The sequence below is a fragment of the Actinacidiphila glaucinigra genome (assembly GCF_900188405.1).
Lineage (GTDB): Bacteria > Actinomycetota > Actinomycetes > Streptomycetales > Streptomycetaceae > Actinacidiphila > Actinacidiphila glaucinigra.
This window is the reverse complement of record NZ_FZOF01000008.1, coordinates 129,749-144,395: the sequence shown is the minus strand read 5'-3', so window position 1 is coordinate 144,395 and position 14,647 is coordinate 129,749. Positions and strand designations below refer to the sequence as shown.

Sequence of the window (14,647 nt, the reverse complement as noted above, 5' to 3'; positions counted from 1 at the left end):
GAACAGTGACCGGACCCGCCCGCCCGCGGCGGCGGCTCAAGCAGCCGCGCGAGGACGTGATGGCCGCCGCCATGGCGACCATCGCCGAGCGCGGGCTCGCCGAGCTGACCATCGCGGGCATCGGCCGGCAGGTCGGCATGAGCAGCGGGCACGTCCTCTACTACTTCGGCAGCAAGGACGAGCTGCTGCTGCAGACCCTCGAATGGAGCGAGGAGCAGCTCGCCGCCGAGCGCCGGCGGGTGCTGGGCGGCCCCTCCGCGCCTCGGGAGCGGCTCGACGCCGTGATCGACCTCTACCTTCCCGACGGGCGCCGCGACCCGCGCTGGACGCTGTGGTCCGAGATCTGGAACAGGACGACGGCCGCCGAGGACGTGCTGCGCCGCCAGCTCGATCTCGAACTGGTCTGGCACCGCGACCTGGTCGCCCTGCTCGCCGAGGGCATCTCGCGCGGCGACTTCCGGCCCCTGGACCCCGAGCGCTTCACCGTGCGGCTGCGGGCGCTGCTGGACGGCTTCGGGGTGCCCCTGGTCATCGGGCTGCCGGGGACGGACCGCGGGCAGACCCTGGAGCACGTCAAGGAGTTCCTGGACGACGCCCTCACCCCGGCCCCCGCGGGCTGACGGAAGGCTCGCGGCCGGGGGCGGCGCTGCTGCCCGGGCCGGAGCGGACGCGGCCGCCGCGGCCCCCGCCGGCCCGGTGCCCGCATTCTGAGACCGTGTCCCACGTCCGCGGGTCCTGTGGCAGACTGCCGATGTGCCCTCGTTCGCCATGATTATCGGCAGCAGGCGCGCCGGTCCTCAGTGATCGCCGAACCGCAGACCATCGCGGAAGCGACCACCGTGTCCCAGACCCGCGCGCAGACCTCTCGCACCCGCGAGGGGTTTTTTCGTTTCCCGGCCCACCCGCGCCGGAGGCGGCGCAGCGCGAGGGATGATGGGGGCAAGTGGAGCCCGGTCTTCCGGAACCACTCACCCGACAGGAGTTGGAACGAACCATGACGGCCGTACTGGACGACAGCTTCCACGTCTTCGACACCACGCTGCGCGACGGCGCGCAGCGCGAGGGCATCAACCTCACCGTCGCCGACAAGCTGACGATCGCCCGGCACCTGGACGACTTCGGGGTGGGCTTCATCGAGGGCGGCTGGCCGGGTGCCAACCCGCGCGACACCGAGTTCTTCGCCCGCGCCGCCGCGGAGCTGGACCTGCGGCACGCCCAACTGGTGGCGTTCGGCGCCACGCGCCGCGCCGGCGGCAACGCCGCGGAGGATCCGCAGGTCAGGGCGCTGCTGGAGTCGGGAGCCCCGGTCATCACGCTGGTCGCCAAGTCCCATGACCGGCATGTCGAGCTGGCCCTGCGCACCACGCTCGAGGAGAACCTGGAGATGGTCCGGGACACCGTCTCCCACCTGCGTTCCCAGGGCCGACGGGTCTTCGTCGACTGCGAGCACTTCTTCGACGGCTACCGGGCCAACCCGGGGTACGCCAAGGAGGTCGTGCGTACCGCCCACGACGCCGGCGCCGATGTCGTCGTCCTCTGCGACACCAACGGCGGGATGCTCCCCGCCCAGATCACCGCCGTCGTCCGCACCGTGCTCGCCGACACCGGAGCCCGCCTGGGGATCCACGCCCAGGACGACACCGGCTGCGCCGTCGCCAACACCCTCGCCGCCGTCGATGCGGGCGCCTCCCACGTCCAGTGCACCGCCAACGGCTACGGCGAGCGGGTCGGCAACGCCAACCTCTTCCCGGTCGTCGCGGCGCTGGAACTCAAGTACGGCCGCAAGGTCCTGCCCGCCGGTTCCCTCGCCGAGATGACCCGCATCTCGCACGCCATCGCCGAGGTCGTCAACCTCACGCCCTCCACCCACCAGCCGTACGTGGGAATCTCGGCCTTCGCCCACAAGGCGGGGCTGCACGCCTCCGCGATCAAGGTCGACCCCGACCTCTACCAGCACATCGACCCGGAACTGGTCGGCAACACCATGCGCATGCTGGTCTCCGACATGGCGGGCCGTGCCTCGGTGGAGCTCAAGGGCAAAGAGCTCGGCATCGACCTCGGCGACGACCGGGAGCTGGTCGGCCGCGTCGTGGAGCGCGTCAAGGAGCGCGAACTCGAGGGCTACACCTACGAGGCCGCCGACGCCTCCTTCGAACTCCTGCTGCGCGAGGAGGTGGAGGGCAGGCCGCTGCACTACTTCCGGGTCGAGTCCTGGCGCGCCATCGTCGAGGACCGCCCCGACGGCACGCACGCCAACGAGGCGACGGTCAAGGTGTGGGCCGACGGCCAGCGCATCGTCGCCACCGCCGAGGGCAACGGCCCGGTCAACGCGCTGGACCGCGCGCTGCGCGTCGCGCTGGAGCGGACCTACCCGCAGCTGGCCAAGCTGGAGTTGGTGGACTACAAGGTCCGCATCCTGGAGGGCAAGCACGGCACGGAGTCCATCACCCGGGTGCTGGTCTCCACCTCCGACGGCAGCTGCGAATGGTCCACCGTCGGTGTCGGCGAGAACGTCATCGCCGCCTCCTGGCAGGCACTGGAGGACGCCTACGCGTACGGGCTGCTGCGGGCCGGCGTGGAGCCGCGCCGGAACGACTGAAGGGCCCGACACGGCGGACGCGGCGTGATAACCCGCGTCCGCCGCGCCGGAATAATTGCCGTGGGCACCGGAATTCTCACCCGGTAATTCCGGGTGATTGATCCGTCCCAAGAAGAGCACGTGTCCATGAGTGGACACCCGGCGCCCGGGTCGTTACGGTCGAATTATCGGCGTCATCGACGTGGGATGACTTGATCCGCAGGTCAGATGGCGTGCGCAGTCGGAATCGACCGGCTGTCATGGTGCCCGGCGCACCGCATTGCAGATTTCGCCCTCCGGGCCCGCTTCGCATGTCCTCCATGCGTCCCCGGCCGGGTCGAGCGCACCATCCGCGCGTACCAGATTCCAGGGAAGAAGAAATTCATGCGCGCCAAGCGAAGCATCGCATTGCTGGCAAGCCCCCTCGTCGCGGCCGCGGCGCTGGCGTTCTCGTCGGCGGTACCGGCAACGGCGTCCGCGGACACCTCGCACCACGCGACGGCGTCCGCGCAGCAGGCTCCCACCAAGGACGACCCGAAGTACCAGCAGGGTTACAACGCCGGGCTTCTCGACGGACGCTTCGACGGGAAGTCCTGCTCGTACTACGACTCCTACAGCCCGGAGACCACGAACGCGAAGTACAAGTCGGGCTACTCCAGCGGCTACAACGTCGGCTACAACGCCAAGTGCAGCAACTAGCGCCCCGCACGCTCCAAGTGCCGCGCATACGCGCGTAGAACACCGGGCACACTCCTCCTGCTCCCTGCTCCACCTGCACCGCCGCCCCACCGGAAGCACGGTCCCCAGCAGGAGGAATCCCCATGAAGTTCCGCTCCGTCCTGAGCGCGCTCGTCCTCGCGCTCGGAGTGCTGTTCGCCCCCGGCGTCGGTCTGACCGCGTCCCACGACGCCTACGCCGTCACGAAACTGACGCACGCCCAGGCCACGACGATGTTCCGCAACGCCGGGATCACCTGGTCCTCGTCAGGCGGTTGCTCCAACCGCAACAACGCGACCTGCACGTCCTTCGACCAGCTCAACCAGCCGACCGCACAGGGCGCGGTGACGCTGAAGGGCGCCACCGGCTGCGCCCTGAACATCACCGGCGGCACCGAGACCGGCCACGCGAGCGGCACCTACTCGCACTGGAACGGCTACAAGCTCGACTACGGCAAGAACAGCTGCGTCACCAACTACATCCACGGCGTCTTCACCTACATCGGCCTGCGCGGTGACGGCGCACCCCAGTACCGCTCCGGCTCGGGCAACATCTACGCCGACGAGGGCAACCACTGGGACGTCCTGTACTACAACTGCGGCGGCTGCTGATCCGTGCCCGCGGAGCCGCCCGCGGCACGGTCCCGGCCGTGCCGCGGGCGGTCCCGCACACCGACGACGCTCACGCCCAGGACCGGACCTCCACCGGGTCGCCCACTGCGATCGTGCCCGGCCGGAGCACCGCCGCCTTCATCGCGAAGCTCACCTTGTTGCCGTACTCCGGCTCCCGCCGGTAGCCGGCCAGGGTGCGCACCGGCTCGGGTCCGGCGGTACGGCCGGTCGCCTGGTCGACCAGCGGTACGGAGCAGCGCATCGCGCGCACGGAGTAGCCGAGGCGGGCGGTGCCGACGTCCATGAGCCGCGCCCGGTCCTCGGTGTGGGGCTCGCTCCAGCCGGCGACCGCGATGTTGGGGCGGAAGCGGTCCACCGGCACGGGTGTGCCGCCGCGTTCGGTGATGCGCCTGTTGAGGTCGTCGAGCGAGGCCAGCGAGGCCACGGAAAGGGCGTGCGCGTCGGCGAAGTTGACCTTGCCCGGGTGCTCGCCCCAGCCGTCCCGGTCGAAGCCCGGACGGACCCGCACCAGGCGCGAGGGCGCACCCAGCGCCTCGGAGAACCAGTGCGCTGCCTCCTCGCCCTGGTCCACCGCCGGCCCCAGCGGCCGGTCGAACAGGACGACCTCGCGCGAAGGCCCCTCGTACGCCACCTCCAGCGTCAGTTCCCCGGCCCCGGGCGCCGACAGCGACAGGTGCTTGCCGTCGTCGGTGACGTCCGCGCGCACCACCGCCATCCGCGGGAGCGTCCGCTGGCTGCGGAAGGATCCGTCGGCCGCGTCGACCACTATGAACGTACGGTCGTGGACCAGGCCGGTAGCGGTGACGGCCGCGCCGGTCAGGGGCACGCCGGCGCAGCCCTTGACGGGGTAGCAGGTCAGCGAGTGCACGGTCGCGGCGGTCATGGGGCTCGTCCTTCCCGGGGCGGAGAAACCCATTCGATCACGCTCCCGCGCCCGGCGTACCGTCATCGCGTGACCGACGACACGACGCCGAGGATCAGACCCGCGCGGGCCGAGGACGCGGACGCGATCACCGCGGTGTTCCTCGCCTCCCGGGAGGCCGCGATGCCCTGGCTGCCCCGGCTGCACAGCGACGAGGAGACCCGGTGGTGGGTCGCGAACGTCGTCCTGGAGCAGTGCAGGGTGTGGCTCGCGGAGGAGACCGGGACCGGTGCCGCGGTCGGCTTCGCGGCACTCGGGGGCGACTGGCTGGAGCATCTCTACCTGCGGCCCGACGTGCGCGGACGCGGCATCGGCACGCGGCTGCTCGACGAGGTCGTGCGCCATCACCCGGACGGCCCACTGTCGTTGCACGTCTTCCGGCGCAACACCGCGGCACGCGCGTTCTACGAACGGCACGGCTTCCGTGCCGTCCCCGGCAGCGGGGGCACCGAGAACGAGGAGGGCGAGCCGGATCTGACCTACCGTCTGCCGCCGGTGACCGACCGGTGACCAACGGCACACGTACCGACCGGTAACGCGAGGACCCCGCGGATCATAGGGTGAGCGCCGTACGCTCCCCACCCTCGAACCCTGGGAGACCGCATGCGTTCCGCGAAGGACTTCTTCCGACCGCTGGCCGTGGGGGCCCCGGCCCCCGTACGGGAAGTGCCGTTCCGGCCGTCGCGGATGATCCACTTCTTCGATCCGAGCAACGAGAAGATGGCGGCGAAGGTCCCCACCATCGCCCCCAAGGTGGACGTCCTGCTGGGCAACCTGGAGGACGCCGTCTCGGCCGACCGCAAGGAGGCCGCCCGTGCGGGGCTGGTCGCCACGGCCAAGGCCCAGGACTTCGGCGACACCCAGCTGTGGACCCGGATCAACAGCCTCGACTCGCCGTGGGCGCTGGACGACCTGCTGACCCTGGTCACCGAGATCGGCCACAAGCTCGACGTCGTGATGGTGCCCAAGGTCGAGGGCGCGGAGGACATCCACTACGTCGACCGGCTGCTGGCCCAGCTGGAGGCCAAGGCGGGCATCGGGCGGCCGATCCTCGTCCACGCGATCCTGGAGACCGCGACGGGCGTCGCGAACGTCGAGGAGATCGCCGGGGCGAGCCCCCGGATGCAGGGCATCTCCCTCGGCCCCGCCGACCTCGCGGCGAGCCGCCGCATGAAGACCACCCGCGTCGGCGGCGGGCACCCGGGGTACCTCGTGCGGGAGGACCCCAAGGATCCCGGGATGGAGCTGCCGCGGCTGACCTTCCAGCAGGACCTGTGGCACTACACGATCGCGCGCATGGTCGACGCCTGCGCGGCGCACGGGATCCTGCCCTACTACGGGCCCTTCGGCGACATCAAGGACACCACCGCCTGCGAGGACCAGTTCCGCAACGCCTTCCTGCTCGGCTGCGTCGGCGCGTGGAGCCTGCACCCGGTGCAGATCGACATCGCCAAGCGGGTCTTCTCCCCGGCGCCCGCCGACGTGGCCTGGGCGCGCAGGGTCATCGACGCCATGGGCGACGGCACCGGCGCCGTGATGATCGACGGCAAGATGCAGGACGACGCCACGGTCAAGCAGTGCCACGTCGTCGTCGAGCTCGCCGAGGCGCTGGCCGCCCGCGACCCGGAGCTGGCGCAGGCGTACGAGGCCGCGTACAAGGAGCAGGAGCAGAACCGATGACCGACGCGATCCTGCGGCCGCGCCGCTCCGTCCTCTACATGCCCGGCGCGAACGAGCGCGCCCTGGAGAAGGCGAAGACCCTCCCCACCGACGCGCTCATCCTCGACCTGGAGGACTCCGTCGCGCCCGACGCCAAGCCCGAGGCACGCAAGCGGGTCGCCGCGGCCGCCGCCTCCGGCGAGTACGGGTACCGGGAGGTCGCCATCCGGGTGAACTCGCCCGGTACGCCCTGGCACGAGGACGACCTGCGGGCCGCCGCCGAGGCGGGCCCGGACGCCGTGGTCGTCCCCAAGGTCGACTCGGCCGCGACGGTGCACGCCGTCGAGCGCGCCCTGGAGGCCGCGGGCGCCCCCGACCGCACGGCCATCTGGGCGATGGTGGAGACCCCGCGCGCGATGCTGGACGCCCGTGCCGTCGCGGCGGCCTCCGAGCGGCTGCGCGTACTGGTCATGGGTACCAACGACCTCGCCAAGGAGCTGCACGCCGAGCACGTCCCCGGCCGTGCCCCGCTGCTCACCGGGCTGTCGCTGGCCCTGCTGGGCGCCCGCGAGGCCGGCAAGGTGATCCTGGACGGTGTCTACAACGACGTCACCGACGAGAGCGGCTTCGAGGCGGAGTGCGTCCAGGGCCGGCGGTTCGGCTTCGACGGGAAGACCCTGATCCACCCCCGGCAGGTGGAGGTCTGCAACAGGGTCTTCGCCCCCTCGCCGGAGGAGGCCGACAAGGCGCGGCGCATCATCGAGGCCTTCGAGGAGGCCGTGGCCGAGGGCCGGGGGGTGGTCACGGTGGACGGCCGGATGATCGAGAACCTCCATGTGGATGACGCCCGGCGTGTCCTTGCGCTGGCCGAGGCGGTATCCGGAAGGTAGCGCTCCCGTTGAGTCCGGGTGGACAACCGCTACAAAGAAAAGGTCCCGCACGTGCCGTGCGGGGCCTTTCTTGTGTTGGTTCTGTCCAGATGCTCCATGAAGCGGGTCCGGACACTGTACGAAGTCGACGCCGATTTTGACGGCCCTCCGCTCGTATGGTCGATGGCATGAGCGTTTTGGACGAGGTGCCGACCCAGCCCGCCGAGGCCGAAGGGGCCGAAGAGGCCGCGCAGCCGGCGAACGACGCGCGCGGGCGCGTCGCGGAACTGCACGCCATCCGCGAGCAGGTCCGGCTCGGCCCCAGCGAGAAGGCCACCCAGGCCCAGAAGGCCAAGGGCAAGCTGACCGCGCGCGAGCGCATCGAGCTGCTGCTCGACGAGGGCTCCTTCAACGAGGTGGAGCCGCTGCGCCGGCACCGCGCCAGCGGATTCGGCCTGGAGTCGAAGAAGCCCTACACCGACGGTGTCATCACCGGCTGGGGCACCGTCCACGGACGGACCGTCTTCGTGTACGCCCATGACTTCCGGATCTTCGGCGGCGCGCTGGGCGAGGCCCACGCCAGCAAGATCCACAAGATCATGGACATGGCCATCGCGGCCGGCGCCCCGCTGGTCTCGCTGAACGACGGCGCCGGTGCCCGTATCCAGGAGGGCGTCTCGGCGCTCGCCGGCTACGGCGGCATCTTCCAGCGCAACACCCGCGCCTCCGGTGTGATCCCGCAGATCTCCGTGATGCTCGGCCCCTGCGCCGGCGGCGCCGCGTACTCCCCGGCCCTGACCGATTTCGTGTTCATGGTCCGGGAGACCTCCCAGATGTTCATCACCGGCCCGGACGTCGTCCAGGCCGTCACCGGCGAGAAGATCTCCCAGAACGGGCTCGGCGGCGCCGACGTCCACTCCGAGGTCTCCGGTGTCTCGCACTTCGCGTACGACGACGAGCAGACCTGCCTGGAGGAGGTCCGCTACCTGCTGTCGATGCTGCCGCAGAACAACCGCGAGAACCCGCCGTCGGCCCCCGCCGCGGACCCGGCCGACCGGCGCTCCGACGTCCTGCTGGACATCGTCCCGGCCGACGGCAACCGCTCGTACGACATGCACCAGGTGATCGAGGAGCTCGTCGACGACGGCGAGTACCTGGAGATCCACGAGCGCTGGGCGACCAACATCATCGTGGCCCTGGCCCGCCTCGACGGCCAGGTCGTCGGCATCATCGCCAACCAGCCCGCCTCCCTCGCCGGCGTCCTCGACATCGAGGCCAGCGAGAAGGCCGCGCGCTTCGTGCAGATGTGCGACGCCTTCAACATCCCGCTCATCACCCTTCTGGACGTCCCCGGCTTCCTGCCGGGCGTCGACCAGGAGCACGGTGGCATCATCCGGCACGGCGCCAAGCTGCTGTACGCGTACTGCAACGCGACCGTGCCGCGGATCTCGCTGATCCTGCGGAAGGCGTACGGAGGTGCCTACATCGTCATGGACAGCCAGTCGATCGGCGCCGACCTGACCTACGCCTGGCCGACCAACGAGATCGCCGTCATGGGCGCCGAAGGCGCCGCCAACGTGATCTTCCGCCGTCAGATCGCCGAGGCCGACGACCCCGACGCCATGCGCGCCCGCATGGTGAAGGAGTACAAGTCCGAGCTGATGCACCCCTACTACGCCGCCGAGCGCGGCCTGGTGGACGACGTGATCGACCCCGCGGAGACGCGCGAGGTCCTCATCCGCTCGCTCGCGATGCTGCGCACCAAGCACGCCGACCTGCCGTCCCGCAAGCACGGCAACCCGCCCCAGTAAGGGAGAGACGAACCCCGTGAGCACCCCTGCCGACAGCACCTCCGCCGCGCTCGTGCGCGTGGAGCGCGGCCACGCCAGTGACGAGGAGCTGGCCGCCCTCACCGCTGTCCTGCTCGCCCGCGCCGCGGCCCAGGGCCAGGACGCGACCGACTACGTCAAGCCCCGCTCCACGGCCGGCTGGCGCCGCCTGGAGCGGCAGTCCGGCTTCAGCGCGCCGCACAGCTGGCGCAGCTGACCCCTCCGGTCCCGCACGGCGGCGCGGCACCCCTCCCGGGTGCCGCGCCGCCGTCGTCGTATGGGGGCACCACGACGCGTCCCCGGCCCGGAGCGCGGCCGCGGCGCCGCCGCGGCTCCCCAGGCAGCGCGAAGGCCCCGCACATCTCGTGCGGGGCCTTTCGCGTCGTGCTCGGGAGCGGGAACCGCTACCGCAGCCGCGCCATCAGGGCGTGCTCGACGAGCGTGATGAGCGCGCTCTTCGCCTCGGCCCGGTGCCGGGCGTCCGTGATGATGATCGGCGCCTCGGGGCCGATCTGGAGGGCCTCGCGGACCTCCTCCGGGTTGTACGGCTGGTGCCCGTCGAAGCCGTTGAGGGCGATGACGAACGGCAGGCCGCTGTTCTCGAAGTAGTCGACGGCCGGGAAGCAGTCGGCCAGCCGGCGGGTGTCGACCAGGACGACCGCGCCGATGGCGCCGCGCACCAGGTCGTCCCACATGAACCAGAAGCGGTCCTGGCCCGGCGTACCGAACAGGTAGAGGATCAGGTCCTCGTCCAGGGTGATACGGCCGAAGTCCATGGCCACCGTCGTGGTGGTCTTGTCCGGCGCGTGCGTCAGATCGTCGATCCCCGCGGAGGCGGAGGTCATCACGGCTTCGGTACGCAGCGGGTTGATCTCCGATACGGCACCGACGAACGTGGTCTTGCCCACGCCGAAGCCGCCCGCCACCACGATCTTCGCCGAGGTGGTTGAGCGAGCTGGACCGCTAGAGCTTGCGAAGTCCACTGAGCACCCTTTCGAGCAGTGTCACGTCTGGCTGTCCGCCCGAGGCATCGTCGCCACCGGGCTGGTGAATGGCGACGAGCCCGGCCTCCGCCAGGTCGGCGACGAGGATTCGGGCGACGCCGAGGGGGATGGAGAGGAGCGCGGAGATCTCCGCGACCGACTTGATCTCCCGGCAGAGGATGCAGATCCGCTGGTGCTCCGGCAACTGGCCCCGCAGCTGGGCCGGGTCGGCGGTCGTGCTGACCAGTGCCTCGATGGCGAGCTGGTAGCGCGGCCGGGTGCGGCCACCGGTCATGGCGTAGGGGCGTACCAGACCGGACGGCGTCCTGGCGCGCCCGGTCTGCGCTGTCCGAGGCGGTGGCGCCTGCGGGGGTTCGTACGGCTGGATCCTCGGCTGCCGGTGCGGCGGCATGGGGCCGGGATGCCCCCCACCGTGGGTGGGGGGTGGCTCCTGGCTCGGTGCCGAGGGGAAGTTGAACCGCTTCAGGGGCGGCTGCTGTTGGTGATTGCCGTACTGATCTCCGCCTGGGGGCGTTGCCACGGTTCCTCCTCCAGCTGGGTAGCGCGTCTGAAAACCCTACGGGTCCCCAGACGCGCCCGCATGCCTGTCCGTTAGTTGAGCAGGCTGCCCTGCAATTCCGCACGCAGATCGGGGGTGAGCACATTGCCCGCCCGATCGACCAGCAGGGCCATCTCGTAGCCCACGAGGCCGATGTCGCACTCCGGGTGCGCCAGCACGGCCAGCGAGGAACCGTCCGAGACGGACATGATGAAGAGGAAGCCGCGCTCCATCTCCACGACGGTCTGGTTCACGTGGCCGCCCTCGAAGATGCGCGAGGCACCCGCGGTCAGCGAGGTCAGACCGGAGGCCACCGCGGCCAGCTGGTCCGCGCGGTCCCGCGGGAATCCTTCGGACATCGCCAGCAGCAGGCCGTCGGCAGAGACCACAACCGTATGGGAGACCCCCGGGGTCTGGTCCACGAAACTGGTGATCAACCAGTTCAGGTTCTGTGCCGCCTGGCTCATCGGACTCAACTAACGCTCCTGGTGCTTGGGGCCGAAGCCCTGGCCGTTCGTGTCAGTTCCCGCAGTGCGTCCCTGCTGGACACCGCGCCGGAGATTGCTCAGCCGGCCGCGGACGTCCTCGGGTGCACGGGAGACCATCGGTCCACCCTGCGGAGTCTGCTGGGCGGTGCCCGGGACCAGGTTGGCCTTGGGGACCCGCCGGGGCAGGCCGGAGGGGGTGACCCCGCCCGCCTTGGGCTTACGGGCCTGTTCGGCCCGCTGCCAGTTCTCGTCGTTCGTGGAGCGCCAGTCGGAGGACGACTCCCCGTCCGGCGCCGGTGCGGAGGGCGCCGGCTGCGCCGGGAAGGCTTCCGCCGACTGGGGTTCCGGCTGCGCCGGGGCCGCCGGGCCGGACTGCTGCCATCCGCGGTCGCGGCGCGGCAGTCCCGCGTCGGTCACCGAGGACTGCAGCGGGCCGGTGGTCGGACCCGATTGGTCGAAGCCTACGCGCTCCGGGGCCCCGAAGGGGGCGGCTGCGGCGGAATCGGTCGCGGCCTGGGCGGGGAAGCCCTGCTGCTGGGCCGCCTGCGGCAGCTCGCCGCCGGGTGCTGCCGTCCACTGCTCCTGGGCGTAGCCGTTCTGCTGCTGCCAGTCGTCCTGGGCGTAGCCGTTCTGCGGAGCGGCGTATCCCTGCTCCGCGTAGGCGCCCTCGGTGTACGCCGGCTCCTGGAACCCGGGCTGCGCGTCGTAGCCGTGCTGCTCCGGGAACGGCTGGGCCTGCGGCTCCTGGTAGCCCTGCTCGGCGTAGCCGTTGGCCGGGAAGCCGTTGTCCTGGAAGGGGGTCTCCTGGAACGCGGCCTCGGCGCCGGACTCCTGGTAGCCGTCCTGGAAGCCCGTCTCCTGCGCATCGCCCTCGAAGGGCGGGCGCTCCGCGGTGCGGTCGCCGGCCGCGGCCTCCAGCTGGGCGCGGCGCTGGTCGCGCATGAGCGAACGGCCGACCGGGTCGAGCGAGCGGGCGTCGTTCGGGACCTCGGCGCGCTCGTAGCGCGAGTCGTCGAAGCCGAGTTCGGCGGCGGTCGGCCCGTAGGCGTCGAACTGCGGGGTCTCGAGCTCCGGCACGATCCGGGAGACGGTGAAGTCGTCCTCCAGCGGCATCTCCTCGCCGCCGCCACCGTGGGTGATCGGCTCGGGGAGCATGACCAGCGAGGTGGTGCCCGCCTGCTCGCCGGAGGGACGGAGCTGGACGCGTATGCCGTGCCGGTCGGCCAGGCGGCCGACCACGAACAGGCCCATGCGCTTGGAGATCGACGCGTCGACGATCGGCGGGTCGGCCAGCTTGTGGTTGATGTCCGCGAAGTCCTCGGCCGTGAGGCCGATGCCCTTGTCGTGGATCTCGACCATGACGCGGCCGTCGGGCAGCCGCGTCGCGGTGACCCGCACCTTGGTCTGCGGCGAGGAGAACGTGGTGGCGTTCTCCAGCAACTCGGCCAGCAGGTGCACGAGGTCGGTCACGGCGGTGCCGTGGATCTCGGTCTCCGGGATGCCGACCAGCTCGATACGGGCGTACGCCTCCACCTCGGAGGCCGCCGCGCGCAGCACGTCGACCAGCGGGACCGGCTGGTTCCAGCGGCGGCCGGGCTCCTCGCCGGCGAGGACCAGGAGGTTCTCGCCGTTGCGGCGCATACGGGTCGCCAGGTGGTCCAGCTTGAAGAGGTTCTCCAGCTGGTCCGGCTCCGCCTCGTTGTTCTCCAGGTCCGTGATCAGCGTCAGCTGGCGCTGGATGAGGCCCTGGTTGCGGCGGGAGAGGTTGGTGAAGATCGCGTTGACGTTGCCGCGGAGCAGCGCCTGCTCGGCGGCGAGCCGTACCGCCTCGCGGTGGATCTGGTCGAAGGCGCGGGCGACCTCGCCGATCTCGTCGTTGGAGGTGATCGGGATCGCCTGGACGCGGGTGTCGACCTTGCCCGGGTCGGTGCGGGAGAGCTGGTCGACCAGGCTGGGCAGGCGCTGCTCGGCGACCTCGAAGGCCGAGGTGCGCAGGCGGCGCATGCTGTTGCTCATGGAGCGGGCGACCATCGCGGCCACGATGAAGGCGATGATCAGCGCGATCAGCACGACGGCGGAGTTGACGATGGCGTCGATGCGGGCGCTGTCGGCGATGTCGCTCGAGTCGTTGTAGGCCTGGTTGGCCAGGTGCTGCTCGACGTTCTTGTAGGCGTCGAAGGCGAGGGTGGTCGCGCCGAACCAGCTCTGCGCGGTCACGCCCTGGCTCTTGAGCTGCTCAGGGTCCTGACCGGAGGCGATCAGCTTGATCATGTTTTCCAGGCTCGGGGGCGCCTTGAAGGGCTGACCGGCCTGCTTGGCCGCCTGTGCGGCCTCGGCGACCTGCTCCTTGCCCTTCTCCAGGGCCGCGGCCTGCTCGTTCTGCAGCCGCTGGTAGTCCGCGTCGGTGCCGCCGCCCCGGTACTCCTCGAGGGCGACCTGCTGGAGGTAGGCGTACGAGGTGAAGGCGGTGACCTGGAGCTGCAGCTCGCCGTCGGCGAGCTTGCTGCGGTCCTCGACGAGCAGGTGGGTGCCTATGGAGCGGGTCAGCGACTCGGCGGCCTTCGACAGTTCGAGCGCGTAGAGCGTGCGGCCGTAGGAGGCGACGCTGTTGGTGCCGAAGCCCAGCTCGTTCGCCAGCTCCATCAGCGGGTGCTGGACCTCGACGTACTTCTCCTCGGTCTGCACGCCCGGGAGCTGCCGGGTGAAGGCCGTGTCGCGCAGCTTCGCCAGGACCTTCTCGCCCTCGCGGATGTTCTCCACGCGGCGCTGCAGCCGGTCGTTCACGGGCAGCTCGGCGACGGCCGTGTCGAACTTCGCGGCGGCCTGGTCGGTGGCCGCGCGGGTCGCGGTGACGGTCTCGTTGTCGGTGTCGCCGGCCAGCAGGGGAACGACGCTGAGATCGCGTTCGTTCAGGATGGCGTTGGCGTAGTCCACGGCGGCACGTACGGCGTTGGCGGTCCGCACCGCGTCGTCCGCGTCCTGCCAGGTCTTCACCGAGCTCTGCACCCGGAAGCCGCCGAAGACCAGGGCGACCAGCACCGGGATGAGGAGGATGACGTTCAGACGGGTGGCCACCCGCCAGTTGCGCATGGCGAAGCGGCTTCCCGCGCTCGCCGCCGGCTCGGGGGCAGGGGCGGCCTCGTGGGCGGTGTCCTGTGCCGTGCCGTATCGCGCAGGCGGGGTGAAATTGCCACGCGGGTGGTCCGCGGGACCCGGCTCTGCTCGCCTCGTGTTCCTCACTCGACCAACAACCTCTCGGCGACGGCGCGGGCGGCGCCGTTCCTACTCTCGGGTTTCGATGAATTCCAGCACGTCATGGGGGTGCTCCACAAACCTCCGGCGAGGAGTGCGAAGCCATGATCACGCGCCGGTCAAAGGGGGCATAAGCGTAAAGCGGTGGCAATTCACTGG

14 protein-coding genes are annotated in these 14,647 nt (G+C 70.9%); 9 read left to right on the top strand and 5 right to left on the bottom strand.

Annotated features, from left to right (window positions below; translation table 11 throughout):
- Positions 1–5: 5 nt before the first annotated feature.
- The 4 genes from CHF15_RS18870 (at position 6) to CHF15_RS18855 (ending at position 3,906) form a co-directional block, all read left to right on the top strand.
- A complete protein-coding gene (locus tag CHF15_RS18870) occupies positions 6–620 on the top strand; it encodes a TetR/AcrR family transcriptional regulator (protein WP_089225002.1) in 615 nt (204 codons plus the stop codon).
- Between the two features lie 374 nt (positions 621–994).
- The gene (cimA, locus tag CHF15_RS18865; RefSeq protein WP_089225001.1) at positions 995–2,599 is read left to right on the top strand and encodes a citramalate synthase; all 1,605 of its coding nucleotides are present in this window, start codon (positions 995–997) and stop codon (positions 2,597–2,599) included.
- A gap of 363 nt (positions 2,600–2,962) precedes the next feature.
- Complete coding sequence (locus tag CHF15_RS18860) at positions 2,963–3,277, top strand: hypothetical protein (protein ID WP_089225000.1); 315 nt, start codon at positions 2,963–2,965, stop codon at positions 3,275–3,277.
- A gap of 122 nt (positions 3,278–3,399) precedes the next feature.
- The gene (locus tag CHF15_RS18855; protein ID WP_089224999.1) at positions 3,400–3,906 is read left to right on the top strand and encodes a hypothetical protein; all 507 of its coding nucleotides are present in this window, start codon (positions 3,400–3,402) and stop codon (positions 3,904–3,906) included.
- Between the two features lie 70 nt (positions 3,907–3,976).
- On the opposite strand, the gene CHF15_RS18850 is transcribed toward CHF15_RS18855, so the two are convergent.
- Positions 3,977–4,810 carry an MOSC domain-containing protein gene (locus tag CHF15_RS18850; RefSeq protein WP_089224998.1) on the bottom strand — a complete coding sequence of 278 codons (834 nt, stop codon included), beginning with the start codon at positions 4,808–4,810 and terminating at the stop codon, positions 3,977–3,979.
- 69 nt (positions 4,811–4,879) lie between these two features.
- Here CHF15_RS18850 and CHF15_RS18845 point away from each other — a divergent pair, with 69 nt between their 5' ends.
- The 5 genes from CHF15_RS18845 to CHF15_RS18825 all read left to right on the top strand — a co-directional run bounded on the left by CHF15_RS18845 (position 4,880) and on the right by CHF15_RS18825 (position 9,423).
- Positions 4,880–5,359 (top strand): GNAT family N-acetyltransferase, encoded by a 480-nt coding sequence (locus CHF15_RS18845; protein WP_089224997.1) that lies wholly within the window; start codon positions 4,880–4,882, stop codon positions 5,357–5,359.
- A 93-nt stretch (positions 5,360–5,452) separates the two neighbouring features.
- Positions 5,453–6,529 (top strand): HpcH/HpaI aldolase/citrate lyase family protein, encoded by a 1,077-nt coding sequence (locus CHF15_RS18840; RefSeq protein ID WP_089224996.1) that lies wholly within the window; start codon positions 5,453–5,455, stop codon positions 6,527–6,529.
- Positions 6,526–7,398 (top strand): HpcH/HpaI aldolase/citrate lyase family protein, encoded by an 873-nt coding sequence (locus CHF15_RS18835; RefSeq protein ID WP_089224995.1) that lies wholly within the window; start codon positions 6,526–6,528, stop codon positions 7,396–7,398. The genes CHF15_RS18840 and CHF15_RS18835 overlap by 4 nt, the downstream gene beginning before the upstream one ends.
- A 167-nt stretch (positions 7,399–7,565) precedes the next feature.
- Positions 7,566–9,188: an acyl-CoA carboxylase subunit beta gene (locus tag CHF15_RS18830; RefSeq protein ID WP_089225228.1), complete on the top strand. Its 1,623-nt coding sequence runs from the start codon at positions 7,566–7,568 to the stop codon at positions 9,186–9,188.
- A gap of 16 nt (positions 9,189–9,204) precedes the next feature.
- Entirely contained in the window at positions 9,205–9,423 is a 219-nt protein-coding gene (locus CHF15_RS18825; RefSeq protein WP_089224994.1) for an acyl-CoA carboxylase epsilon subunit, read from the top strand.
- Between the two features lie 187 nt (positions 9,424–9,610).
- On the opposite strand, the gene CHF15_RS18820 is transcribed toward CHF15_RS18825, so the two are convergent.
- The 4 genes from CHF15_RS18820 to CHF15_RS18805 form a co-directional block, all read right to left on the bottom strand.
- Positions 9,611–10,189, bottom strand: a complete 579-nt coding sequence (locus CHF15_RS18820; protein WP_089224993.1) for a GTP-binding protein — start codon at positions 10,187–10,189, stop codon at positions 9,611–9,613.
- Positions 10,170–10,730, bottom strand: a complete 561-nt coding sequence (locus tag CHF15_RS18815; RefSeq protein WP_089224992.1) for a DUF742 domain-containing protein — start codon at positions 10,728–10,730, stop codon at positions 10,170–10,172. The genes CHF15_RS18820 and CHF15_RS18815 overlap by 20 nt, the downstream gene beginning before the upstream one ends.
- A gap of 71 nt (positions 10,731–10,801) precedes the next feature.
- Positions 10,802–11,215: a roadblock/LC7 domain-containing protein gene (locus CHF15_RS18810; RefSeq protein WP_018562059.1), complete on the bottom strand. Its 414-nt coding sequence runs from the start codon at positions 11,213–11,215 to the stop codon at positions 10,802–10,804.
- Between the two features lie 9 nt (positions 11,216–11,224).
- A complete protein-coding gene (locus CHF15_RS18805) occupies positions 11,225–14,326 on the bottom strand; it encodes a sensor histidine kinase (protein ID WP_245938914.1) in 3,102 nt (1,033 codons plus the stop codon).
- Positions 14,327–14,647: the final 321 nt, after the last annotated feature.